Here is a 24,243-nt window from a genome sequence, read left to right as displayed (position 1 = left end):
CAGCGCGACCATCTGCGATGGCTTGAGCACCACGCTGACAGCCAACGCGGCGGGTGGTACGGGCTTTACATATGCCTGGACGCCTACCGGCTCGATCACGGGCGGCCAAGGCACGGCTTCGATTGCCGTAGCACCGTCTGCTACCACCACCTACTCAGTCGTGGTAACGAATAGCGATGGTTGCTCAACGACGACCACGGCCACGGTAACGGTTAATCCGGCAGTGACGGCGGTGATCGGGGTGAGCCCAAGCAACACCATCTGTGATGGCACCACGGTAACCTTGACGGCCACGGGCGGGGCAGCCTACCGCTGGTCGACGGGTGAAGTGGGCAACACCATTACGGTGCAGCCTGGCACTACCACCGTCTACTCAGTGACGGCTACCAGCGCTGATCAGTGCGCCGGTGTGGCCTCAACCACCATCACGGTCAACCCGGCAGTAACGGCTACCGTAGCCAGCGCCACGATTTGTGACGGCCTGAGCACGACCCTGACAGCCAATGCAGCGGGCGGTTCCGGCTTCAGCTACGCCTGGGCACCGGTGGGCACGATCAGTGGCAGCACCACGGCCTCGGCGGTGACGGTCAACCCGCGCACCACGACGACTTACTCGGTAACGGTGACCAACAGCGATGGTTGTTCGATCACGGCTACGGCCACGGTGACGGTCAACCCGGCGGTAACGGCGACAGTGGCCAGTGCGACGATCTGCGATGGCCTGAGCACGACGCTGACGGCCAACGCTTCGGGCGGCACAGGCTTCAGCTATGCCTGGACACCAGCCGGCTCGATCACGAGTGGTCAGGGCACGGCCTCAATCGCCGTAGCACCGACCACGACGACGTCGTACTCAGTAGTGGTGACCAACAGCGACGGCTGCTCAACCACAGCCACAGCCACGGTAACAGTGAACCCGGCAGTGACAGCAACGGTAGCCAGCGCCACGATTTGCGACGGCACCAGCACCACGCTGACGGCTAACGCTTCGGGCGGAACGGGCTTCAGCTATGCCTGGACACCGGCTGGCTCGATCACCGGCGGCCAAGGCACGGCTTCGATTGCCGTAGCACCGACGGCCACGACAACCTACTCGGTAGTGGTGACCAACAGCGACGGCTGCTCAACGACAACTACGGCCACGGTAACGGTGAACCCGGCAGTGACGGCAGTGATCGGGGTGAGCCCCAGCAACACCATCTGCGAAGGCGCGACGGTAACGCTGACGGCCACAGGTGGCACTACGTACAGCTGGTCGACCAACGAAGTGGGCAACACCATTACGGTTCAACCGACGACAACGACGGTGTACACCGTAACGGCCACCAGCGCTGATCAGTGTGTCGGTGTAACGTCAACGACGATCACGGTGAACCCGACGCCGGTACTGACGGTGAACAGCCTGACGATCTGCCAGGATCAGGAGGCGGTATTGAGCCTGACGGGCTGCGCCGGTACGGTAACCTGGTCGACAGGCACCACGGGAGCAACCTTGACGGTGTCGCCGCTGCAAACGACGACGTACTCGGCGACCTGCGTGCTGAGCACGGGCTGCTCGGCCACCATCGCCACGCAAGTGACGGTGAACCCGGCGCCGACGGTACAACGCGCGGATGTTGTAGCAACACGGGCTACCTGCAATGGTGGTACGGCCAACAACAACGCCAGCATCACCCTGTCGAACCTGCAAAACACGACGCGGGCTGCGATCTCGACGGCTGACGGCACCACGGTGGCTGACTTCAGCGGCGCAACGGTTGTTAACGGCAACACCATCACGTTTAGCAACCTGCCGAACCCGGCACAGCGCGTAACGTACCTGGTGCGTCTGTACAACGCCAACGGTTGCTTCACCGACGTAACGGTTACGCTCGATCCGGCCGAATGCGTTTGCCCGGCACCGAAATGCGTACCGGTTAGCATTCGTAAGATCAGGTAATCGTAGTAGTGAGTGTTCCGCAAGGGCACTACACCACCCGATTTACCCATAGTCCTGAAAAGCTCGCTACCAATTGGTAGCGAGCTTTTCAGGTTTAAAAGAGGTCAGTAAGCGGCTCAACTTTTAGCGGGAATAGTTTGTTAGCCATACAGAGACATCAGGTGTAAGAGTTATCTTTGCACCTTCATTTTAGCCGGTACGTATTTCGTAACATGTTATCCATCAGTGATTTACAGGCCTCGATTGGGGACAAGCAGATATTAAAAGGCATCAACCTGGAGATTAAACCAGGTGAGGTTCACGCCATTATGGGACCAAACGGGTCGGGGAAGAGTACGCTGGCATCTGTGCTGGCGGGCCGCGAAGACTACGAGGTGACCGCAGGGAGCGTTGAATTTGATGGCCAAGACCTCCTCGAATTGTCGGCTGAAGAGCGGGCGGCCGAGGGAATTTTTCTGGCGTTTCAGTACCCCATCGAAATTCCCGGTGTGAGCACGACCAACTTCCTGAAAACGGCCATGAACGAAATCCGTAAATACCGGGGGCAGGACCCCCTGGATGCGGTGCAGTTCCTGAAGCTGATGAAAGAGAAGATGAAGCTCGTCAACATCGATCAGTCGCTGCTGAGCCGGTCGTTGAACGAAGGCTTCTCGGGTGGCGAAAAGAAACGCAACGAAATTTTCCAGATGGCTATGCTCGAACCGAAACTGGCCATTCTGGACGAAACCGACTCGGGCCTCGACATCGATGCGCTCCGGATCGTGGCCGAAGGGGTTAACAAACTCCGCTCGCCCGAACGCTCGGCCATCGTCGTTACCCACTACCAGCGCCTGCTCGATTACATCGTTCCAGACTTCGTGCACGTCCTCTACAAAGGCCGCATCGTTAAGTCAGGCCCGAAAGAGCTGGCCTACGAACTGGAAGAAAAAGGATACGACTGGATCAAAGCCGAAGTCGAAGCCGCAGCGTAGAGACGCATTCCTATGCGTCTCGGGCGCGTCAGCAACAGGCGTGCCTGAGCATATCGAGTGGCGTGTTGTGTTGCTGACGCCGGTGAGACGCATGGTAATGCGTCTCTACACATACATACGATAATGAACTCACAACAATATACTTCGTTCAAAGACCAACTTGTTGCGGCGTTTCGCGAGGGGGAGGAGCGCATGAACGGTGCGAGCAAATCGGCGTTTCATCAGATCCGGCGGTCGGCCTTGCAGACTTTTGAAACCCTGGGCTTCCCGACGATCCGGCACGAAGAGTGGAAATACTCGAACGTGAAGGCGATGGTGGGGCAAACCTACACCTTCGACAACGGCGCGGCCCTGACGGCCGACGAACTGGGTACGTTGCAGATACCTAATCTGGAAGGGAACATCCTGTACTTCGTCAACGGCCATTACCGGCCCGATCTGTCACAGATTGTGAGCCCGGCGACGCACCTGCAAATCCGCAGTTTTGCCGAGGCGCTGCAAACCGACGCCGAAACCATCGGGCTGCATTTTAGCCGCTACGCCGATTTTCAGGACAGCGCCTTCACGGCGTTGAACACGGCTTTTGCGTATGACGGCGTGTTTATCCGCGTACCCGACAACAAGGTAGTTGAAGAGCCGGTGATTCTGCGCTTTATCACCGATGTACGCACCCAGAGCGTAGCCGTGCAGCCCCGCAACCTGATCGTGATCGGGCGCAACGCCGACGTGAAAATTGCTGAATCGTACCGGACAATTGGTGATAAGGCTGCGTTCACTAACATCGTAACGGAAGTAGTGGTAGCCGCTGACGCCCGCGTTGAGCATTACCGGGTACAGAACGATTCGCAGCAGACCAACCACATCTGCCGCACGCAGGTCAGTCAGGCCGACAACAGCCATTATTACAACGCAACGATCACGCTGAACGGCGGTTTCGTGCGCAATGACCTGAACATCGTGCTGAACGGTGAACACTGCGAAGCCTTTATGTACGGCCTGTACATGCCCAACGGCACGCAGCACATCGATAACCACACGCTGGTCGACCACGCGATGCCAAACTCATACAGCAACGAGTTGTATAAAGGCATTCTGAACGATAGAGGCACGGGGGTTTTCAACGGGAAAATCTACGTTCGCCCCGATGCGCAGAAGACCAACGCCTACCAGTCGTGCAAAAACGTGGTGCTCTCGCCCGAAGCGAGCATGAACACCAAGCCGCAACTGGAAATCTACGCCGACGACGTGAAGTGTTCGCACGGAACGACCACCGGCAAGCTCAACGAAGAGGCGCTGTTCTACCTGCAATCGCGGGGTATTCCCAAAGAAGCGGCCCGCACGCTGCTGTTATACGCCTTTGCCGAAGAGGTGGTGCGCAACATCAAGATCAAGCCGATCCGCGAGTATCTGGAAGGTGTTGTGGCCGAAAAATTAGCGTTATAAAAACAACCTGGCTTATGGTTCCTCAGTCAACCCAAACCCTGCTTGATACGACGGTTCAGGCCCTCGAAAACGGCGAACACACCACCGAATCCGGCCCGGCGCTGGTTGATGACTGGCTAAACGAACTAAGCCATTACGACGGCATGGAAGCCGTTCGGGAAGCACTCAGCAACCTGCAACGTACGCTGCTGAACACCCCAGATCCGGCTCAGGTACGTGCTCTGTTGCTTGAGTTGGCCGAGTATACCAACTTTTTTGCCCGGCAGGATGCCACTTACGCCAGTAGCCCCTCGGCCCCCGAGAAGCTGAGTCAGCTGGCTAAAACATTACAGAATCTGCTGGACAGCACGGCCGAAGTCGGTCATTCATAAACGAGAGCAGGTCTTCCTGCCTGTTGTAAACGGAACCGGGAGCATTGGTGATTGCCACGTAAGAAGGGCAGCCACTGGTGCTCCCGGTTCCGTTTGTCATTTTTCTACAAACAATACAGGTAAGCAGGGGTTTTAATCTTGCGCTTCGGTATACTAACCAATCAGGTGCCGGAACGTGTACTTTTTGCTGCGTAGAAAACGACTGTGAACACCCCAAAAGCGGATACGCTACATTATCCGGCCGACATCCTAACGGCCTGGCAAACAAACTAAACGAACCGTCAAAGGCGGTTTCGGACCACATTTGTTCCAGGCCGCCCGCGACATACGGACTTATAACGAACTCATGGCACTTACTTCACAAGACCCCGAAACAACAGGACTTATCGAACGCACCGTATCGACGTTCGACAGCGGCATTCAAAGCACAACGCCGCAGGATGGCCTGGCATTGATCGATCAATGGATTGACTTTCTTGACCAGAACGGCGACGATGAAACCGACGAGATTGCCGACGTACTCGAAGACCTGAAAGCGGAGCTTGACCCGAATCGGACCGATGGCCCACCCGAACCGTCGGTAATTCAGGCCTACTTCGAAGACCTGATCGACATCACGCAGAGTGTTATGGACGCGCCTGAATCGGCTCCTTACGAAACGGAACTGTCGCGGCTCGTGGCGACTCTCGAAAACATTCTCGAACAAGTCTCAAAATAAGCCTGGCGCTGGCTGTGTTGCCCGCAGGGGATAACGCACTGGCAACAGACACTTTACCCTTATGGCTCAACCCTCACAATTTGCCACGGCGCTCATCGACGAGACCGTGCAGACGTTTAACGGCGACGTAAAGACCGTTTCGCCAACGGATGGTATCAACCTGATCGATCACTGGATCAGCGCTTTACACTCTGGTGATGAGTCGACTAACCCGGTGGCTCATACGCTGAGCGAACTGAAAATGCAGTTGCAGGAAGGTACGCCCAACAGTGGCACGGTGCTATCGCTGATTCAGGAACTGGCCGACCAGACACACCAGGCGGCTCAGCAGGTAGACGGCGATGAGCAACAGGCGCTGGCGCAACTGGCCTCCTCATTACGCGGTTTTGGCCAACACCTGTCGGGTGGTAGTAACCAGAGTGCACAATCACGGCAGGGCGACATGGACGACCCGACGGGTAGCAACGGTGGTCAGTTAAGTTCAGACATCAGTGATGCCGGTACCACGGGCGCCTACAGCTCTGACAATTCGGATATGGGCGGCGCGCCCACGACCGGCTCACAATCGGTAGGTGGCGATCGCTACGGCCAATAAAGACCTTAGTTGGTGACTGTGCTGGCGCGGCGGCTCGTTGGGTAAGCACTGGGCTTATCGGGCACTGAACGCGTTACCCCACGAATGACGACCGATGCCTGAACGGAAGCTGGCTATTTTTTCAATTAATCAATTCACATAATGGCAAATCAACATTCACAATCGAGCGGCTCATCGGCTACTACGCTGATCGACGCTACCATCGAAGCGTTTGACCAAGGTAAATCCGCTTCGCCACAGGAAGGTCTTTCACTGATCACCGACTGGTATTCATCGTTGAAAAGCGACCACAACGCCAGCAATCTGGTGAAACCGTTGAAGGAGCTTGAAGATGAGCTGAAAGGGGGAAGCCCCAGCAACGAGAAACTGCGCGATCTGATTACCGAACTGGCCGATCAGACCGAAGTACTGGGTCAGGACGCTGCTGGTGACCTGCCGTCGCGGCTGAGCACGCTGACAGTCGCCCTGCGCAACTTCGCCAGCCAACTCTCAACATCCGTATAAAGAAGTGCTGAGTTGTTAAGTTTCTACGTTTGGAGTCGGCTAAGGCAGGGCTGTTGCCGCCGCGTTAGCCGACTCCAACTTGTAAACGCCAAACGCTCAAGCTGAAGTCATTAAACCAATCGTCTTGTGGCAGGAACCAACGCCAACGAGCAGCACATGCTCGACGAAACCCTGGGTACGTTCCGGGGAGATCTAAGCGTAGTGCCCGACGCGCAAACGGGCCAAACGCTCATTGAGGGCTGGCTCGACGCGCTGGAAGGCGACGCCAATGTAGAGGCCGTATCGACCGGGCTGACGCAGTTGCAGGCCTTGTTGCAAAGCGACGAACCCGACCCGGTGATGATCAAAGACGTGCTGGCGGATCTGGCGGCAGAAGCCGCCCGGCACGCCGAAGCCCCATCGGCCGAAGGCACCTGGACGGGCAAGCTTGAAAGTTTATCGAAGATTTTACAAAACCTTGCCGACATACTATAGAACACATATGGAATCACACGAAGAAGCCACCGACTTGCTCGACAACACAATGGGCACCCTGGCCCAGGACGTTGCCGACCTTACGCCACAGAGCGGGAAGGGCATGATCGATCAATGGATTAATACCCTGACCGGCCCCGAAAACACGAAAGAAATTGTCAGCTTGCTGGAACACCTGAAAACGCAACTCGAAGCTGGACAGCCGAATGCCGGTGAGGTACAGAAACTCCTTACCGAATTGGCCAATCAGACGCGGGAAATGAGTGTCATGGCTGGACCGGAGGGCGATATAGTCACCCGGCTCGAAGCCCTGGCTGCCGCGCTGCAAACAGCCAGCGGCCAGATTGGCAATGCCTGAGCGTAGGAGGAAAAAGGAAGCGGGAGGATGGAGAATGGTACTAAGTTGCGTACCATTCTCCATCCTCCCGCTTCCTTTTTCCTTAAATCGTTAGTCGCTCCCCCAACTGCATAACCCGATACGGCGTTTGTTCGCGTTCGCAGGCCCTGATGAAATCGGCTGGGTCGGCGGTGTTGAACGAAAAGAGATCGTAATGGTGTGGCACCGTTAGTTTCGCCCCGATGCGGCGGCCCAGCAGGGCGGCTTCGTCGGGGTTTAAGTTACCGGCCACGCGCCGTTCGGGTTTGTTTCCGTTGATGGGCAAAAACGCCAGATCGACCCCATGTGGGGCGAGCGTTTCAACAATACCATCATACCAGAGCGTGTCGCCTGAGTGGTAGATACGGTACGGCCCCAGTTCGGCCACAAAACCCATGTACAGATTTCGACCTTCGGCATCGACAGCCAGCTCGTTGTGTGCGGCTGGTACGCCGTGAAGGGTTACCGAGCCGATCGTGGTTTGCTGTCCGGCCGAAAGCCCAATGGGCCAGGCCGGGTCGCCGCCGAGCCGATTCGAGACAAACGCCCGGTTAGCCTCGGGAATAACGAGTTGCGCGTTGGGCGACGCCGCCAGCGTCGGTAGCAGCGTATCGGCGTCGAGGTGATCAGTGTGGTTATGGCTCGACGTCAGTACGTCGATCATCGTCAGTCGGGCCGGGTCGATTACCCGTTCCGATATACGCGTATGTGGCTTGTCGGTTTGGGCGTACTTAAGGGTCAACGAATCCGATAAATAAGGGTCGAAGAGCAGGCGTGTGCCGTTGTATTGAAGCAGGAAACCACTCTGGCCCAGCCACCAGACATGCAACTGCTCAGGTACGTTCCGGGCGGCGTCTATATCGGCCAGCAGGGCATCGTCTTGTTGTATAGGCTTGATCATGCGAGATAGAGGTTTAGGCCGCGAGTTGCTTCAGTGCCGCCACCAGTGCATCCAACTCGGCAGTGGACGTGTACAGGCAGGGGGTAATCCGGACGCCCTGAACCGCTTCGTTGTCGATGGCGACGGTCCAGATTCGGTACCGGTCGAGCAGGGTTTTGGCCAGGGTGGCGGGGGGCAGGCTAGCTACGCCAACGTTGGCAATGCCACACGCCCGTTCGGGTTGCGCGGGCGTATTGACCCGGATGCCAGGTACGTTGCGGACGCGGCTGGTCCAGTACTGCTGCAGGTAGCGGAGGCGGGCTTCTTTGCGCTCACTGCCTATTTTTTCGTGGAAATCGATCGCGTCCATAATCGTGAGGTCGGTATGGACGGGGTGCGTGCCGGTATGGTTGAGCTTTCGGATGTCGTCGTCGGCAAAGCCCGAATCAGCGAACGTGGGCCACAGCTTTGTGATATGGGCCTTTTTCACGTAGAGCAGCCCCGCGCCGATGGGTACGTTCAACCATTTGTGCAGGCTGCTGGCGTAGTAATCGCAACCCAGGTCGGCAATGGAAAACGTGAGGTGAGCAAACGCATGCGCCCCATCGACGAGTATCTCGACCCCGTGGCGATGGGCCATGTCGACAATCTTTTTGACGGGCAGAATCTGCCCCGTGATGTTCACCATGTGGCAAATCATCAGCAGCCGGGTGCGGGGCGTAATGGCCCGTTCGTACAGCGCCACAAGCTCGTCGTCGGAGGTGGGGTGCAGCGGTACCGACAGAACTTTGTTGACGATGCCGTAGCGCCGCGCCTGTAACCGGAACATATCGAGCATGGCACCGTAATCGTGCGTGGCCATAATGGCTTCGTCGCCCGCTTTCCACGTCAGGCCCGCAATTACGGTGTCGATCGACTCGGTGGTGTTGCGGGTGATAATCAGCTCGTCGGGGGCGCAACCGGCCAGTTGAGCGAGTCGGTTGCGGGCGGCGGCTTTGTCGTCAAACTGGCGGGTGCGCAGGTAATAGGAGCCCTCGCGGTTTACGTCGCGCACGTGTTGCAGGAAGGCATCGAGTACCGGCTTGGGCTGAATGCAGTAATAGCCGTTTTCGAGGTTGATGTAGTCGGGTTTGAGCAGGTATAGCTCTCTAATTTTGCCCCAGAAAACCTCATCATTGGCGGTGTCGATGGTCGACTGCTTAGCCACGCTGGCCAGCAACGCATCCAGATTAGCCGAGAGAAGCGGCATGCCCGCCACAGTCTGAAGAAAAGCCCGTTTGGTCATAGAGGTTCGGTAGAAAAGGCGATGGGTCGGTCGGCAAAAAGCACTTTCGTGATGGCCCAGGTGCTGCGGAAAAGCTCGCTCTGGCGGTACGTTTCAAGCGCCTCGGCCGACTCCCAGTGGCTCAGCGTAAGGCGCACGTTGGGGTGGTCGAGGTCACGCAGGAGTTCAAGATGCTGGCAACCCGGAAACGCCCTTATCTTTGCCCGCGAGCCGTCGAAAATGGCCCTAAACGCGTCTAATTCGTCGGCCCGGAACGTCATTCTCACAATACGAATCAGCATAAATAGAGTTTACAGTTTTTGGTTTATAGTTTTCAGTTGCGCAGCTGAGTTCTCAGTTAGGGCACTGGTGACTAACTGGAAACTGTGAACTGAAGACTGTAAACTGACTTTTATGAATTACCGAACCTTTGGCCGGATTGGCTGGCAAATTAGTGAAATTGGCTATGGAATGTGGGGACTGGCCGGCTGGACAGGCTCTGACAAGGCCGAAGTGCTCCGTGCGCTTCAACGCTCGGTTGAACTGGGCTGTAATTTCTTCGATACCGCCTGGGGCTATGCCGAAGGTGTCAGCGAGCAGATTCTGGGCCAGTTGTTAGCCAACAATGCCGATAAGAAACTGTATGCCGCCACGAAGATTCCACCCAAAAACCGCATCTGGCCGTCGAAAGCGCACTTCGCCATCGACGACGTTTTTCCCGCCGACTACATTGTCGAGTATACCGATAAGAGCCTGAAAAACCTGGGTGTAGAGACCATCGACCTGCTCCAGTTTCACGTGTGGGAAGATGCCTGGGCCAACCGCGATGAGTGGAAACGGACCATCGAAGACCTGACGCAACAAGGCAAAGTGCAGGCGTGGGGCGTATCGGTCAACCGCTGGGAGCCTACCAATTGCCTCGACACGCTGCGTACCGGCCTGATCGACGCCGTGCAGGTGATCTACAACATCTTCGATCAGAACCCCGAAGACGAGTTGTTTCCGCTCTGCCGGGCCCTGAACATCGGTGTGATTGCGCGGGTGCCGTTTGATGAAGGCACGCTGACGGGCACCATGACTAAAGAAACGACTTTCCCCGCCGACGACTGGCGGTCGACGTACTTTGTGCCGGAAAACCTGAATAGCAGCGTCGACCATGCCGATGCGCTGAAACCGCTGGTACCCGAAGGCATGACAATGGCCGAAATGGCGTTACGCTTCATTCTGGCCAACCCTGATGTGTCTACGACCATTCCCGGCATGCGCCGCATCGCCAACGTGGAAGCCAACTGCGGCGCTAGCGACGGAACCCCGCTACCCGATGCCCTGCTGAAGGAACTGAAAGGCCACCGGTGGGACCGCACGCCAACCGAGTGGAGTCAATAGACGGACGTACCTGAAACGACAGAAGCCAAACCTATTGCAGGTTTGGCTTCTGTCGTTTGACCGTGAATGCCATGAAGGGTGATGAACTAATTACCAATGGTTTATAGTGGGCTTCTTGTCATCCCGACGATAGGAGGGATCTTGATATTTCTTAGCTCTCAGGTAAGGACAACTCAAGATTCCTCCTATCGTCGGAATGACAAGAAGCCCAAGCCTCTTTTCTAAAATAGATTTATTAGCTCACCTGTATGCGATGATTTTGTCTTACGATAAAACCATCTTGTAACCGAATGCACCAAACCTGCCTGTGGATCAAACGCGGGCGGAGCGGGGACTGATTTTTTTGAGCACAAGGGCACTGACGAGGGCCACGAGTAGGCCAATCGGGAAAATCTCCATGAACGTGATGCCAATCAGGCCGGGCCAGGTGTCGTAGTAGGCAAACATGGATTGCATGCTCTGTTTGGCCTCGGCGATCTGGGCAATCGTTTTTCCCTCGCTTTGCAGGCGGACCACCAGCAGCCGATATTCTGACCAGACCATCAGGCTCACCAGGCTGCCCAGTGCCAGGCCATAAATAAGCAGGTGCCGTATCATCGTCACGGATACAGCTGGTTTAATAGTCCTGCTCCAGCGGGTGAACCATAAACTCGTCGATGACAACGTGCGGCGGTCGGCTCACGATAAACAGCATCGATTCGGCCATGTCCTCCACCTGAAGGTAGTGCTTCGAGGTTTCGTGGCCGTGCCCTTTCGCGTGAAAATGCGAATCGACCAGCCCCGAATAAACGCCGGTTACCTTGATGCCGTGCGGGCGCACCTCCTTCCGAAGCGCCCCCATGAAGGCTTCCTGCGCGTATTTACTGGCTGTGTAGAGCGAGCCGCCCGCGAAGGTGCGCTTGGCGACATCAGACGCCACGACCACCACATGGCCGCTTTGTTGGGCCTTCAGCGTAGGGAGGGCAGCTTTAGTCAGCACAAACGTCCCTTTGACGTTAGTAGCCATGACGGCGTCCCATTCGTCGACGGTCAGTTCATCGACAGGCTTGAAAATACCAAACCCCGCGTTGTTGATCACGATGTCGATGCGGCCAAACCGGTCGAGCGCTGTTTGCACCACAACGCCCATGTCGGCTTCGCTGGCTACGTCACCGGCTACGCCCGTTACGCTGCCCCGGCCCAGGGCGGTCGCTTCGGTTTCCAGCGAGGTTAGTTCGTCGGCATTGCGGGCGGTAGCTACTACATTTGCTCCGTGTTGGGCCAGTAACATCGCCGTGGCCCGGCCAATACCGCGCGAAGCCCCCGAAATCAGAATAACTTTTTGCTCCATGTTCATGTGGTAAAAATAAGCCGAACGGGGGCGGAATTCGATGACCCATTAAACCGTTTTGTCGGCTATCTTGAGCCGATAAGGCTCGTTGTACAACCAATGCCCAAGTCGTCTCAATCGCTATCGTCTGCCATATCCCCGGCGGCGGTGAGTAACAGTATCGTGGTGGCCCTGATCGCCAATCTGAGTATGGTGATGCTCCACGAACTAGGTCATTTTCTGGTGGCTTCTTCGTTTGCCCTGCACCCACAGCTTCACCATAACTTCGTTTACATCGACCCCCGTACCGTACCCGACGCGCAACTGCTCTGGATTGCGGCGGCGGGGCCACTGGGGTCGCTGCTCGTTGGGGTAATGTGCCTACTGGCCGAACGGCAGGTTCAGCAGAAAAGCCTGGGTACGTTGCTGTTGCTGTGGATGGGGCTACACGGTGTGCTGCTTTTCCTGGGCTATCTGTTCATCGCGCCTTTTTTTCGGGAAGGCGACACAGGCAAGGTGTTCGCCTTGCTTGGCCTGCCCGAGTGGCTCATCATCCTGCTATCGGTGGGGAGTGTGGGGCTCCTGACGCGCCTGTTCATACAATTGTCGGCTCGGTTTAGCCCTTATGGGGAGTTAGCGCTGTCAGCCGGTCAGCGGGCTAACCTGCTGATTCTATGGCCGGTGCTGGCCAATGTGCTCGTCGGCTTGTTGCACCTGCCCGTGTCGCACCCCATTAGCCTTTTATCTCCGCTGTGTATGCCGCTGGCGTTTATGGCCCTGTATCGGCCCTTCAGACGACTAGCGTTGAAAACATCCCTTGAGCAGCCCACCGTGCCGTTAATCCCGCTGTCGGGTTGGGCCGTTGGCTTGCTGATTGTCGTAATTGGATTGTTTCGCTGGCTGAATTACCCGGTTCATCAGTAGGGTCGTAGATTCGCCAAAATTTACCAGTCATGGTCTATCTCATTGCTAGCGTGGTGCTGTCGGTACTGCTGCTGCTGAATTTTCGCCTTTTTCCCCGTTATCAGGTCGATACGTTTCAGGCGATTGTCTTCAACTACCCCGTTTGCTTCGTTACAGGTTACTTGCTGCTGCCCGCCGGCGTCGATTTTCAGATCGACCTGACCCAAACCTGGACCTGGATTGCGTTGGGTATTGGTGTGGCTTTCGTGCTCACGTTTCTGCTATCGGGGGCTAGTACCCAACGCAACGGCATGACGGCCACGTCGCTGGCCAACAACCTGTCGCTGGTCATACCGGTGAGTGTGAGTCTGTTTGTACTGGCGCGCTCAGGTACGTCGGGGAGTGGCGGGGCGCGGGCCTTCGACGCCTGGAACTACGTCGGGCTGGTGTTGGCCGTAGTGGCCGTGGGGCTGAGTACCTACCGCAAACCCGAACCGGCCGAGGCTGGGTCAGGTACGTTGGGCAAGGCGGGCCAATCGGCGCTGTTACTGCTGAGCGTCTTTCTGATGTACGGCTTCACCAACACCATGATCAATTACATGAACGTGCGATACATTGCGGCTAATGCGTCCACAACGGGCCTCCACCCGGTGGTCGTGACGCTCACGATGGTTGTGGGCGCTATTGCAGCCGGGTTTTTCCTGCTGCTGATTCGGTACGCGCGGGGCGGCGAGCGCCTCGCGGGCCGTAACGTCGTGGGTGCCCTAACGCTGGGCATCCCTAATTTTCTGAGTTTCTACACGCTGGTGCTGGCACTGTCGGCCTACGGCGGCAACGGGGCGTTTGTGTACCCGCTCTACAACATCGGCGTGATTCTGCTGGCGGCTGCTACGGCCACGCTTTTCTTTCGCGAACGTCTGCTGACGATCAACAAAATTGGCCTCACACTCGCTGTGATGGCCATTGCCCTGCTTTCCTGGCAGGAGTTTGTGTGAATGAATAATGTACAATGCACGATGTACAATGATGTTGCATGGCCAGCTTTCTCCTCATTGTGCATTGTACATCGTACATTATCCATTAATCATCATTTGATGGCTACCCGCTCCGTGAATTGCTTCTGCGAGGGGCCGTAAACGAATGTGTAATCACCGGCAGGCAGGCTGCTCAGGTCGAAACGGTGGGTGTTACCCTGACCAAACGACTTGCTGAATACCAGATCATTCATGCGGTCGTAGATCGATACCGTCAGCTCTTTTACGCCCGGCGTTACCAGTTCGTATTTGTTTTGCGCATAGGTGGTCAGAACGGGCTTGGTCAGCTCGGTCATGTTTTGCGCATCCACGCTGACCACGTCATTCCGAATGGTCAGGCCCTGCGACATCCAGAAGCCGTCGTTGGTGGCCGTCACATAATAACGCCCATCGGGCAGATTCACCAGGTTCAGCAGGGCACCCCGCTTGTCCAGGCTACGAAGGGTTCCCTGATAGAGCAGGTTCCCGGTGAGGTCGATAACGGCTACGTCAACAGGCGTGTTAACGGGTGAGAACAGGCGTACCTTCTTAACGCCTGATTTCAGGACATTTACGGTAGAAGGTTTGTCGGTAGTTTGGGCAACGGCCATCTCGGCGGTCCCCAGTGTCCAGGCTGCGAGCAGCGTGGCGATTGTCAAACGAACTTGGTTCATAATCGTACAGTGTATTTGGTTTTACCGTGACAAAGGTGGGGGCAATGGGATTTCACTTACAAGCGTTTTGGGGCTCGTTAACAATCCCTTAATCAAATCTCTTGATTTCGTACAAGCCTGTGAATGAATAGTTTATCGAAACGCTTTGGAGTACAACAGATTCATCTAATTGCACTACGAATTGTATTTTTCTAATACGGCGAACGAATTGTACTATCCCATTTTTCGACCCAACTGTATATGCCACTCAATACAATTTGGCTATATTGTAAGCATGAGACGCCTAATCCACTCACTGGTAATCCTATGCACAGTAGTCGTATTTCAGCATTGCCGAACGGCCCAGCCAACCACCCAGTCTACGCCCACCGCGCTGATTTCATCCGAAGGTTTCCTGACCTGTTTTGAGCCGGGCCTGGCCGATGGAAAGCTCTGGTGCGAAGCTTCGGCGGTTCTGAATCAGCAGCGCCGGATCTATCTGGCCAATGATAAAGACATGCCTGCCCCGCGTTCGTCGGTTTTTTACTACGACGATTTCGACGCCCTCGACGAGGCGGCTTCGACCAATCAATTACCAACGTACCTGGAGCAACCCCTACTGCGGAAAGCCCACAAGTTTGAGGAGTTTGCCCAAAGCCCCGACGGCAAATGGACGTTCCTGATCACGGCGTTTGACCGCATCAAACCCGATACGTCGTCGTTCGACGGCTACAATATGCTGCTGGCCTGGCGGCCGGGGCAGGAGGGAGCTATGCAGGTATTAGGCGCCGATAAACCCGGTGGTGTGTCGCTTGGGCTGCGGAAGCAGCTACAGGCCGTACTGGGTGGTTCGCCCTACTTTAAAATCGAGGGTCTGGCCGCTACCAATACGCAACTGTGGTTTGGGGTGCGCGAACAGGGTGAGCGCTACGACAAATTTGATTACCGCATCACGATTCTGACGGCAAGGTACCGGGCGGTGCGGGATGAGAAAGGCGGTGAAAAGCTACTGCTGGGTCCGGTTTCGCTCGTCCGGGAGTTCAGCGTCGATGATGTCGACCCCGTGTTGCCCAAACCCCTGGCCGTGTCGAGCCTGGAATACGACCCGGCGCGGCGTTGTTTCTGGCTCATGACCTCCTACGAACAACCGGGGCAGATTGGAGCTTACCTATGGACAATCTCCGAGTCGGCGCTGTTGAAAAAAGGTGATTTGCAATTGGTCCGCATGGCCGATAAAAAGCCGCTGACGTTCACCCATAAAGCCGAGGATATGACCTTCATTGATCCTAACACGCTGCTGGTGATTCACGACGATGATCACGTTAAAACGCGCATTGGCAAGCAGGAGCGCCAGCCCAATCAGACGGCCTACAGCATTGTCAGGCTGGGATTTTAGGTAAAAGCCACAAAACGAAAGGCGTGCTTACCCGTGCCGACAGCGATGTCTGGCTGCTGGTGAGCTCGCCTTTTTCCGGTTTATGCGTGGGCGTTCAGGCTCGAAAACAGTAGATGCCGCAGGAATTCGAGCAGGGGCGCTTTGCTCTCACTGTGGCCGAAGTCGGTTAGGGAAGGCAGGTAGCGCATAAAAAACGACTGGGAATGCGCCGTTTCGATGAGCGAACTGGCCATCGAGTGCGCAAAGCGGTAAGTGGGATTATAGTCGAGGACGAGCTTGCCCAGATTGGCCGTCAGATCCTTGTAGGGTTTAAAGAGGTGCTGCCGGTTGTCTTCCGACACATGATTAGTCAGATAAGCCTTACTGGCTTCACAAATAACGATGCTGTGCAGGGCCGGCAGGTCGATTTCGTCGGGTGTGGCGGCGTTGGCGATGTTGTCATGAAGCAAAATACGCAGCACCCGCTCCAGCTTTTCGCGGGTATCGGTCAGGTTGTTGGTTTCAAAGATGACCTGAAAATCGAGCCATTGCCAGTACCAGGCAACCAGGTAAACCAACAGGCGATGTTTGTTCTCGAAATAGCGGTAGATACTGGCTTCTTTGGTCCCAATACGATCGGCCAGCTTACGAAACGTGGTATCCTCGAAGCCCACTTCATGAATGAGCAGAATACCCTGACGGATGATGCGGCGACCTAATTCAGACTGTTCGGGATCACGAAGAAATAGCTTCTCGTTCATCCGTACCTGAACGGAGTAATGCATGTAATAAACGTTGAATCAGAGATGAGGCTGTTACTAAAACTGCTCAAAGTTAAGTCAAACTATTGCCGATTGAGCATTTATGCATAGAAAGGTTAGGAGTACTATCGATTAAGCGGTCATTAGAGTCACATTAGAAACCCTTGCTATCGAAACTTAGCGGCCCAAACCGGGTTTATTTCCTCGGCTTCCTGGGTAGTTGCCTATGGGAATTACTCTATCTGGACTGATAAATTTTTTATGTCAACCGTTAACAACTGGTCACCTTCATCACCCTACGAACCCGCTCCCACACCGCTGCAACGCCTGATTCGTCTGCTGGGCACTGAGCGCCGCGATATTGGGTACGTTTATTTATATGCGATTGTCGCCGGGCTCATCAGCCTGTCGTTGCCGCTGGGCATTCAGGCGGTGTTTAACCTGGTGTCGGGCGGTATGGTATTCAGTTCGGTGTATGTGCTCATCGGGCTTATCATCATCGGCGTCGTCATCAGCGGATTGATCCTGGTGGGGCAGCAGGTGCTGGTCGAGGTTTTGCAGCAGCGCGTCTTTGTAAAAGCAGCCTTTGAGTTTACGTACCGGCTCCCGCGCATTGAACCGGGTTCGCTGGAGGGCTCGTATCCGCCCGAACTGATGAACCGCTTTTTCGACGTGCTTACGATCCAGAAAGGCCTGCCCAAACTGCTGATCGACCTTACGGCGGCTGTGGTGCAGATTATCTTCGGCATCATCCTGCTGTCGTTTTATCACCCGGTTTTCATCGGTTTCGGCCTCGTAACGATTCTGGTCGTGGTGGGGCTGGTGCTCATTTTGAACAGTAGTGCGCTGAAAACCAGCTTGAAAGAATCGACGTATAAATACAAGCTGGTGGCCTGGCTCGAAAATATGGCCGCCCGGCTGACCGAAATCCGACAGGAAAACGACAGCCGCGAAAATATGGGCCGCACTGATGAGCTCGTGGCGCAATACATACTGTATCGCAATCAGCACTTCAGCGTGCTGAAACGGTTTTTTTACAGCGCCGTGGCCTTCAAAACGCTGGTCATTGGCGGGCTGCTTATTCTGGGAACGACGCTGGTGGTAGGTCGTGAAATGACCCTGGGGCAGTTTGTGGCTGCCGAGCTGGTGATTGTCCTGATTACCAACTCGGTGGATAAGCTCATCATGAGCATCGATGTGGTATATGACATGATGACCGCCGTTGAAAAGATCGGCCACGTAACCGATCTGCCGCTGGAAAACAGCGAAGTCGCTGCGTAAGTATGCCCAAACTAGTTTCTTCCACTATGCTCAACTTATCAAATAGTCGGGTGCAAACCGACATTATAGATCACTTTCCCTTAAAGACGCTTCACGCCCTGCCCGATCTGAAAGCGGGCCGGACGATGGGCCGCTGGATGCTGGTAATGCTGTTTGTGTTGCTGGGTACGTTGTTTCTACCCTGGCAGCAGAACATCAATGGCGAAGGCGAAATAACCGCCCTGACCCCGCAAGACCGGCCGCAAACCGTACAGAACGCCATTGCCGGCCGGATCGAGCACTGGAACGTGCGCGACGGGCAGTTTGTGCGCCGGGGCGATACGTTGCTGGTGATTTCGGAGGTCAAAGACGAATATTTTGACCCGAATCTGCCCCAGCGACTGCGCGAACAACTCGATGCAAAACAAGGCAGTCTGGAAGCTACCGAAACCAAGATTAAAGCGCTCGATGGGCAAATTGCCGCCCTCGAAACCGGCTTACAGGCCAAACTCGAATCGGCCCGGAACAAGGTGAAACAGGCGCGCTTCAAGGTGACGATGGACAGCACCGATCTGGTGGCACAACGGACCAATTACCGGATTGCCACCGACCGGCTCGCCCGTTCGGAAAAGATGTACAAAGACGGGCTGATCTCGCTCACCGACCTGGAGAGCCGCCGTCTGAAGTTGCAGGAAGATTACGCCAAACTGATTTCGCAGGAGGCCAAAGTGAATGTGGCCCGGCAGGAACTGATCAACGCCCGTATCGAGCTGACCAACATCGAGGCCGATTATCGGGAGAAAACCGCCAAAGCGCAGTCTGATCGAAGCTCGGCGGTCTCGTATCTGGCCGAAGCCGGTGGCGAGATATCGAAGATCGTCAACAAAATCAGCAGCGTCGATGTGCGGCGGGGCCTGTACGTAATCCGAGCCCCGCAGGATGGCTTCGTCGTCAACTCGTTTAAGGCGGGTATTGGCGAAAACATCAAGGAAGGCGAATCGATCGTGACGTTACAGCCAGACAACCCGTCGATTGCCGTTGAACTGTATGTACGGCCCAACGACGTACCCCTGATTCAGCGCGGCCGCACGGTGCGGCTCGAATTTGATGGCTGGCCGGCGGTGCAGTTTTCGGGCTGGCCCACGGTAGCCGTAGGTACGTTTGGTGGTGAGGTGGCCGTGATCGATGCGGTAGCCAGCAAAGGGGGGAAATACCGCCTGCTGGTGCGCCCCAAAGTAAGCGGGCACGATCCCAAATGGCCCGAACAGCTCCGCGTGGGGTCGGGTGTATATGGCTGGGTAATGCTCGATGATGTGCCGATCTGGTACGAAATCTGGCGGCAATTGAACGGCTTCCCGCCCAGCTTACAAAATGAGCCAACCAACGAAAAAGCAACCGTCAAAAAATGAGTAGAGACCGGTACGCCGGTGCGGCAATCCCTTGCGTCGTGATTGACACCAACAGTCAGCCATTGGTCAGCGGAGACACGCACGGACAACCACGGACTGGCCACACCGGTGGGGTATACCGCCGGCTGGCCCTTTACAAGGTGATCGGCCTGTTGATGGTGTTGTTGAGCAACGTACCCAGCCGGGCGCAGACCGTAGCCCCGCTGCGCGCCGACACCGTAATTTTTACCGCGGCCGAATTCTTCGGGGCCGTGATGCAGTACCACCCGCTTGTGCGGCAGGCTGCCCTGTTTCCTGAAGAAGCCCGCGCGGACATCATGCAGGCGAGGGGAGCGTTCGATCCCAAACTGTCGGCTACGTACGACCGCAAGCAGTTTGGCCCCCAAACCAACGGCGACCCGCTGTCGAGTGTGTATTACAATAAATGGGGATCTGAGCTATCAGTGCCCATTGCTCCCCTGGGTACCGACGTGAAGGTGACCTACGACCGGGCGTTTGGCGCCAAACTGAACCCCGAAGCCACTACCCCCGCCACGGGGCTGTTGGGCGTGGGCGTAAATGTGCCGATCGGGCAGACGCTGCTCATCGATGCCCGGCGGAACGCGCTTCGGCAGGCCCGGCTGGGTGTTAATCTGGCCGATGCCGACCGGCTGAAAAACATCAACAAAACGCTTTTCGACGCCGCCAAGGCATATTGGGAGTGGTATCTGTCGTACCGCAGCTATCGCCTGATCGATGAGGGCCTGCAACTGGCCGACGTTCGTTTTCAGGGCACCCGGCTGCGGGCGCTGGTCGGCGAAGTAGCGACAATCGATACCACCGAGGCGCTCATCACGCTACAGGACCGGTTGGTGCAGCGGCAGCAGGCCGAGGTCGATCTGCAAAATGCCCGACTGCGGCTTTCGGCCTTTTTGTGGGCGGCCAATGAGCAACCTGTCGATCTGCCAGCCAACGTGATCCCACAGACGGCCCCGACCAATGCGCTGGCTAACGAGACCGTGCAGAACCTGCTGGATCAGGCGCTACGGCAACATCCCGAGCTACTGAAACTGACGGCCAAAACCGAGCAGTTGCGGTTTGAAGAGCGGTTTCGGCGGGCGCTGATTCAGCCGCAGGTCAACCTGAGTGCTGCCTTGCTGAGCCAGACGCCCACGCTGCTGGGTACGTCGGTGGATCGCCTGCCAACATATTACGCGTTCGGGCCCGAGAATTACAAGATTGGCCTTGATGTGGTTTTCCCGCTGTTTCTCCGGAAAGAGCGCGGCAAACTCAAGCAGGTACAGCTTAAAGGGCAACAACTGGTGCTGGAACGCCAGCAAACGGAGCGCGACATTCAGAACGATATTCTGGCCGCCCGCAACGAGTTGCAGACACTGGCCCGGCAGGTGACGGTGCAGGAGCAGACGTTTATCAATCAGCGCCGCCTCGTGCAGGCCGAACAGCAGAAGTTTAGTCTGGGCGAAAGCTCGCTGTTTCTGGTCAACTCCCGCGAAAGCAAGCTGATCGACCTGGGGGTGAAACTGGAAGAACTGCGCACCAAATACCAGAAAGCCCTGGCGAACCTCTGGTACGTAGCCGGTACCAATCAGATGCCGTAAAACTGCCTACGCTTTGCCGTGGGGGCGAGCGTCGAGCACAGCCTGTAGCTGAGCCGCGAAAACCTTGTCGTTGGGTGGTGCAAAGATGTAGCTGTGCTCGCCGGGTACGTCGTGTACGTGCACGCCACCCAACGCGTAGTTGGTCCAGCCGTAGTGGGCGTAATCGTCGAGGTAAAACGTCTGGATCGCCGCCCGGAACAGATGCACCGTGAGGTTGGCGGGAAGGAGTACAAACTGCTTCAGAGCCGCTGCGTTGATGGCTTCAATCCGGAAGGTGGTATCGAAGAAGGCTTCCTGTTGCTGGGCCTCGCCAAAGCGCAGGTTCCAGTACGAGCGGATCAGCCCGCGCCGGAGCCGGTGGTCGAGTCGGTGGCTTTCTTTCACGCGCCAGTACTGCCGGATAAACCGCTGATCGACGGCTTCTACCTTGTAGCGCATAGCCTGCCGAACCCCTTGATCGGCAAAAAGCCGGAGGGTATGCCGCAGTTTCAGAAAACCCAGCCCCAGCGCCTGGGCACGTACCCGCAGGGCCGAGTGGTCGCCGCCCGCATCGTAGGCATAGGTATCGAAAAGGGCTATCAAACTCACTGCGCGACCCTGTTCCTGTAATTGCCGGGCCATTTCGTAGGCCACAATTCCACCAAACGAAAATCCGCTGAGCGAGTAAGGACCGTTGGGGTTGTGCTGTACAATCTCGTCGACGTAGGCGCTGGCCATTTCAGTAATGGTGCTGAACGGCTTGTCGATGCCATTGAGGCCCCGCGCCTGAAGGCCAAATACGGGCTGATCGGGGTGGAGGTGCTGCGCGACGGCGTTGAACAGCAAGACATTCAGCCCCGCGCCGTGCACAATGTAAAGCGGCTCCCGGCTGCCCGCCGACCGGATCGGTACCAGCGATTTCCACGAAAGCCCCTCGGCGTCGGCCTGCAACAAACTCGCCAGCGCGCGAATGGTCGGAAACTGAAAGAGACTGGCCAGAGGGAGCCGTTTGCCGGTTTGTTTTTCCAGCCTCGCCATCACCTGCACGGCAATCATCGAGTTACCGCCCAGGTCAAAAAAGTTGTCGTCGAGGCTCAGCAGTTCGGTGGGCAGCACCTGTTCCCACACGTCGGCCACCAGCGCTTCGTCGGGCGTGAGCGTGTGGTTATTGGCCAGCCGGTGGGTACGTTGCTTGGCAGTGGGGGCGGGCAGGGCTTTGCGGTCGATCTTGCCGTTGGGCGTCAGTGGCAGTTCGGGCAGGACTACAAAGGCGCCCGGAATCATGTAGTCAGGTACGTGTTGCCCGAGTTGTTGCCGCCAACTGCGCACCAGTTCGGGGGCTACGGCGGTCGTTTTATCGGTATCTGTTGGCTGACGGTAAGCCTGCTCAGGCACGACGTAGGCGACCAGCTGTTTCTCGCCGAGGTTGTCTTCGTGGGCGACCACCGCCGCTGTCCGGATCGACGACAACTGCGTTAGCTGATGCTCGATCTCACCCAGTTCGATACGGTAGCCCCGCATCTTCACCTGATGATCGAGGCGCCCCATATAGTAGACCTCGCTGGCCTCGGGCGAGTTGCCGTGCAGATACCGCCCCAGGTCGCCCGTTCGGTACAAAAGTTCGGGTTCGTCGCTGAAGGGATTGTCGATGAATTTTTCGGCCGTCAGCTCGGGACGATTGTAATAGCCATCGGCCACCCCGGCTCCGGCAATGCAGATTTCGCCCGCCTGCCCATCGGTCGCCAGCTGACCCGCCTCGTCGATGATGTAAATGCGTGTGTTGGCAATAGGAAAACCAATAGTGATGCGTTCGTCGGTGGGAAGAATCTGCTTGCCCGTCACGTAAACGGTGGCTTCCGTAGGGCCGTAATAGTTCCAGAGGTCACGGCAACGGGCCGTCAGCTGCCGGGCGAGGTCGAGCGGCAGGGCTTCCCCCGCCGTGATGATGCGCAGGTTTTTGTTGCCGGGCCAGCCCACCGCCAGTAGCATTCGCAGCGTGGAGGGCGTGGTGTTGATGCAGGTAATCGTTTCGTCGGCCAGCAAAGAGGCTAGCAGTTCCGCATTTCGCACATTGGCCGCGTCGACCATCAGCGCTTCGGCGCCGACCAGTAGCGGCAAAAAGATTTCGGCCATCGACACGTCGAAGGCAATGGTCGTGGTGAGCGCAACGCGGTCGGTGGGCAGCAGGCCCGGTTCCTGTTGCAGGCTCAGCAGCAGGTTGACAAGGCTGTGGTGCCGGATGGGAACGCCTTTGGGGCGCCCCGTTGTGCCTGAGGTGTACAGGATATACGCCAGATCGTCGCCATCGGGCTCCTGCGTTGGCGGCGTGGCTGGGTACGTTGCCAGCGTGGGCCAAAACGCCTCGATCACCACCTCGCGCGCGCCCGGCAGTACAAACCGACCCTGATGCGCCGCCGACGTGAGCAACACAACGCAGCCGGCGTCGGTGAGGCTGTAGGTGATGCGGTCGGTGGGGTGTTGCGGATCGACAGGTACGTAGGCAGCACCGGCTTTCAGAACGCCCAACATCGAGACAATCAGCGGCAACGAGCGATCAATGGCTAGCCCCACCCGGTCGCCCCGTTGGATACCCATCGCCAACAGGGCGTGGGCTACCTGATTGGCCTGTTGTTGCAAGGCCCGGTACGTAAGCGTATCGTCTTTAAACCGGAGGGCCGTATGGGTGGCAAACCGAACGGCCGTTTCGCCCAGAACCGTGCAGACACTTCGGGACTTGTCGTAGGTGTGTGTTAACGTGTCACTGGGTTGGGTTAGCCGTGAATCCACAGAAATAGGTGCTGGGTAGAGTGAGGTTACATTAATTTTAGATTAAATACCGGTATGTAGGTCACTCTATCAACTAGAAAGATTTTGTCAAAAATGGCGCTTATTTCACTGCATTCGCCCTTTTTGCATTAAAATATGATCTTGTATAGTTTTAATTAGCTGTGCTTGAGGATAAATACATAAGTCTCTGCCGTGACGTTTTGCCGCAGGCCCATTCACGGTTCGATTGAGAAAGACATAGTTATAGCAAGCGGTAGCAGTACGCCATTAACTAC

General features: G+C 56.6%; 24 protein-coding genes. 16 read left to right on the top strand and 8 right to left on the bottom strand.

Features of this window, described 5'->3' with window-relative positions; all coding sequences use genetic code 11:
- From ACAW74_RS04360 to ACAW74_RS04320, 9 genes are all read left to right on the top strand, one after another.
- The coding region (locus tag ACAW74_RS04360) for a beta strand repeat-containing protein (protein ID WP_370696968.1) at nucleotides 1-1,939 on the top strand (1,939 nt) is incomplete at its 5' end.
- 212 nt (nucleotides 1,940-2,151) lie between these two features.
- Nucleotides 2,152-2,910, top strand: a complete 759-nt coding sequence (sufC, locus tag ACAW74_RS04355; RefSeq protein ID WP_370696967.1) for a Fe-S cluster assembly ATPase SufC — start codon at nucleotides 2,152-2,154, stop codon at nucleotides 2,908-2,910.
- Nucleotides 2,911-3,033: 123 nt separating this feature from the next.
- Nucleotides 3,034-4,353, top strand: coding sequence for a Fe-S cluster assembly protein SufD (gene sufD, locus ACAW74_RS04350; protein ID WP_370696966.1), 1,320 nt, complete (start codon nucleotides 3,034-3,036; stop codon nucleotides 4,351-4,353).
- 14 nt (nucleotides 4,354-4,367) lie between these two features.
- Entirely contained in the window at nucleotides 4,368-4,724 is a 357-nt protein-coding gene (locus ACAW74_RS04345) for a hypothetical protein (protein ID WP_370696965.1), read from the top strand.
- A 346-nt stretch (nucleotides 4,725-5,070) separates the two neighbouring features.
- On the top strand, nucleotides 5,071-5,442 hold the full coding sequence (locus tag ACAW74_RS04340; RefSeq protein ID WP_370696964.1) for a hypothetical protein: 372 nt from the start codon (nucleotides 5,071-5,073) through the stop codon (nucleotides 5,440-5,442).
- Between the two features lie 61 nt (nucleotides 5,443-5,503).
- The gene (locus ACAW74_RS04335; RefSeq protein WP_370696963.1) at nucleotides 5,504-6,037 is read left to right on the top strand and encodes a hypothetical protein; all 534 of its coding nucleotides are present in this window, start codon (nucleotides 5,504-5,506) and stop codon (nucleotides 6,035-6,037) included.
- Nucleotides 6,038-6,178: 141 nt separating this feature from the next.
- Complete coding sequence (locus tag ACAW74_RS04330; RefSeq protein ID WP_370696962.1) at nucleotides 6,179-6,541, top strand: hypothetical protein; 363 nt, start codon at nucleotides 6,179-6,181, stop codon at nucleotides 6,539-6,541.
- Nucleotides 6,542-6,667: 126 nt separating this feature from the next.
- Nucleotides 6,668-7,015 carry a hypothetical protein gene (locus ACAW74_RS04325; protein ID WP_370696961.1) on the top strand — a complete coding sequence of 116 codons (348 nt, stop codon included), beginning with the start codon at nucleotides 6,668-6,670 and terminating at the stop codon, nucleotides 7,013-7,015.
- A 7-nt stretch (nucleotides 7,016-7,022) separates the two neighbouring features.
- The gene (locus ACAW74_RS04320) at nucleotides 7,023-7,373 is read left to right on the top strand and encodes a hypothetical protein (protein WP_370696960.1); all 351 of its coding nucleotides are present in this window, start codon (nucleotides 7,023-7,025) and stop codon (nucleotides 7,371-7,373) included.
- Between the two features lie 82 nt (nucleotides 7,374-7,455).
- Here the strand turns inward: ACAW74_RS04320 and ACAW74_RS04315 are convergent, their stop codons facing one another.
- The 3 genes from ACAW74_RS04315 to ACAW74_RS04305 are packed head-to-tail and all read right to left on the bottom strand — an operon-like array spanning nucleotide 7,456 to nucleotide 9,837.
- A complete protein-coding gene (locus tag ACAW74_RS04315) occupies nucleotides 7,456-8,292 on the bottom strand; it encodes an MBL fold metallo-hydrolase (protein WP_370696959.1) in 837 nt (278 codons plus the stop codon).
- A 13-nt stretch (nucleotides 8,293-8,305) separates the two neighbouring features.
- A complete protein-coding gene (locus tag ACAW74_RS04310; RefSeq protein WP_370696958.1) occupies nucleotides 8,306-9,556 on the bottom strand; it encodes an aminotransferase class V-fold PLP-dependent enzyme in 1,251 nt (416 codons plus the stop codon).
- Nucleotides 9,553-9,837 (bottom strand): putative quinol monooxygenase, encoded by a 285-nt coding sequence (locus ACAW74_RS04305; RefSeq protein WP_370696957.1) that lies wholly within the window; start codon nucleotides 9,835-9,837, stop codon nucleotides 9,553-9,555. The genes ACAW74_RS04310 and ACAW74_RS04305 overlap by 4 nt, the downstream gene beginning before the upstream one ends.
- 112 nt (nucleotides 9,838-9,949) lie before the next feature.
- On the opposite strand from ACAW74_RS04305, the gene ACAW74_RS04300 reads away from it, so the two are divergent.
- On the top strand, nucleotides 9,950-10,921 hold the full coding sequence (locus ACAW74_RS04300; protein WP_370696956.1) for an aldo/keto reductase: 972 nt from the start codon (nucleotides 9,950-9,952) through the stop codon (nucleotides 10,919-10,921).
- A 312-nt stretch (nucleotides 10,922-11,233) separates the two neighbouring features.
- Here ACAW74_RS04300 and ACAW74_RS04295 read toward each other — a convergent pair whose 3' ends face one another.
- Together ACAW74_RS04295 and ACAW74_RS04290 are read right to left on the bottom strand one after the other, a co-directional pair.
- The gene (locus ACAW74_RS04295; protein ID WP_370696955.1) at nucleotides 11,234-11,524 is read right to left on the bottom strand and encodes a hypothetical protein; all 291 of its coding nucleotides are present in this window, start codon (nucleotides 11,522-11,524) and stop codon (nucleotides 11,234-11,236) included.
- Between the two features lie 13 nt (nucleotides 11,525-11,537).
- Nucleotides 11,538-12,257 (bottom strand): SDR family oxidoreductase, encoded by a 720-nt coding sequence (locus tag ACAW74_RS04290; protein WP_370696954.1) that lies wholly within the window; start codon nucleotides 12,255-12,257, stop codon nucleotides 11,538-11,540.
- Nucleotides 12,258-12,350: 93 nt separating this feature from the next.
- Between ACAW74_RS04290 and ACAW74_RS04285 the strand changes: the two genes are divergently transcribed.
- Together ACAW74_RS04285 and ACAW74_RS04280 are read left to right on the top strand one after the other, a co-directional pair.
- Nucleotides 12,351-13,154 carry a hypothetical protein gene (locus ACAW74_RS04285; RefSeq protein WP_370696953.1) on the top strand — a complete coding sequence of 268 codons (804 nt, stop codon included), beginning with the start codon at nucleotides 12,351-12,353 and terminating at the stop codon, nucleotides 13,152-13,154.
- Between the two features lie 29 nt (nucleotides 13,155-13,183).
- Nucleotides 13,184-14,128, top strand: coding sequence for an EamA/RhaT family transporter (locus tag ACAW74_RS04280; RefSeq protein ID WP_370696952.1), 945 nt, complete (start codon nucleotides 13,184-13,186; stop codon nucleotides 14,126-14,128).
- Nucleotides 14,129-14,220: 92 nt separating this feature from the next.
- On the opposite strand, the gene ACAW74_RS04275 is transcribed toward ACAW74_RS04280, so the two are convergent.
- Nucleotides 14,221-14,820: a T9SS C-terminal target domain-containing protein gene (locus tag ACAW74_RS04275; protein ID WP_370696951.1), complete on the bottom strand. Its 600-nt coding sequence runs from the start codon at nucleotides 14,818-14,820 to the stop codon at nucleotides 14,221-14,223.
- A gap of 274 nt (nucleotides 14,821-15,094) precedes the next feature.
- On the opposite strand from ACAW74_RS04275, the gene ACAW74_RS04270 reads away from it, so the two are divergent.
- Entirely contained in the window at nucleotides 15,095-16,195 is a 1,101-nt protein-coding gene (locus ACAW74_RS04270; RefSeq protein ID WP_370696950.1) for a hypothetical protein, read from the top strand.
- Between the two features lie 80 nt (nucleotides 16,196-16,275).
- On the opposite strand, the gene ACAW74_RS04265 is transcribed toward ACAW74_RS04270, so the two are convergent.
- On the bottom strand, nucleotides 16,276-16,959 hold the full coding sequence (locus ACAW74_RS04265) for a TetR/AcrR family transcriptional regulator (protein WP_370696949.1): 684 nt from the start codon (nucleotides 16,957-16,959) through the stop codon (nucleotides 16,276-16,278).
- Nucleotides 16,960-17,196: 237 nt separating this feature from the next.
- Between ACAW74_RS04265 and ACAW74_RS04260 the strand changes: the two genes are divergently transcribed.
- From ACAW74_RS04260 to ACAW74_RS04250, 3 genes are read left to right on the top strand one after another with little or no spacing between them, the layout of a single operon-like run.
- The gene (locus ACAW74_RS04260) at nucleotides 17,197-18,216 is read left to right on the top strand and encodes an ABC transporter transmembrane domain-containing protein (RefSeq protein ID WP_370696948.1); all 1,020 of its coding nucleotides are present in this window, start codon (nucleotides 17,197-17,199) and stop codon (nucleotides 18,214-18,216) included.
- A 26-nt stretch (nucleotides 18,217-18,242) separates the two neighbouring features.
- Nucleotides 18,243-19,604 carry an HlyD family secretion protein gene (locus ACAW74_RS04255; RefSeq protein ID WP_370696947.1) on the top strand — a complete coding sequence of 454 codons (1,362 nt, stop codon included), beginning with the start codon at nucleotides 18,243-18,245 and terminating at the stop codon, nucleotides 19,602-19,604.
- A 38-nt stretch (nucleotides 19,605-19,642) separates the two neighbouring features.
- Nucleotides 19,643-21,202 carry a TolC family protein gene (locus ACAW74_RS04250; protein ID WP_370696946.1) on the top strand — a complete coding sequence of 520 codons (1,560 nt, stop codon included), beginning with the start codon at nucleotides 19,643-19,645 and terminating at the stop codon, nucleotides 21,200-21,202.
- 6 nt (nucleotides 21,203-21,208) lie between these two features.
- On the opposite strand, the gene ACAW74_RS04245 is transcribed toward ACAW74_RS04250, so the two are convergent.
- Nucleotides 21,209-23,968 carry a non-ribosomal peptide synthetase gene (locus ACAW74_RS04245; protein WP_370696945.1) on the bottom strand — a complete coding sequence of 920 codons (2,760 nt, stop codon included), beginning with the start codon at nucleotides 23,966-23,968 and terminating at the stop codon, nucleotides 21,209-21,211.
- Nucleotides 23,969-24,243: the final 275 nt, after the last annotated feature.

This window comes from Fibrella musci (assembly GCF_041321105.1).
Lineage (GTDB): Bacteria > Bacteroidota > Bacteroidia > Cytophagales > Spirosomataceae > Fibrella > Fibrella musci.
Note: the sequence above shows the minus strand (reverse complement) of the source record. Positions and strands in the feature narration are given on the sequence as shown.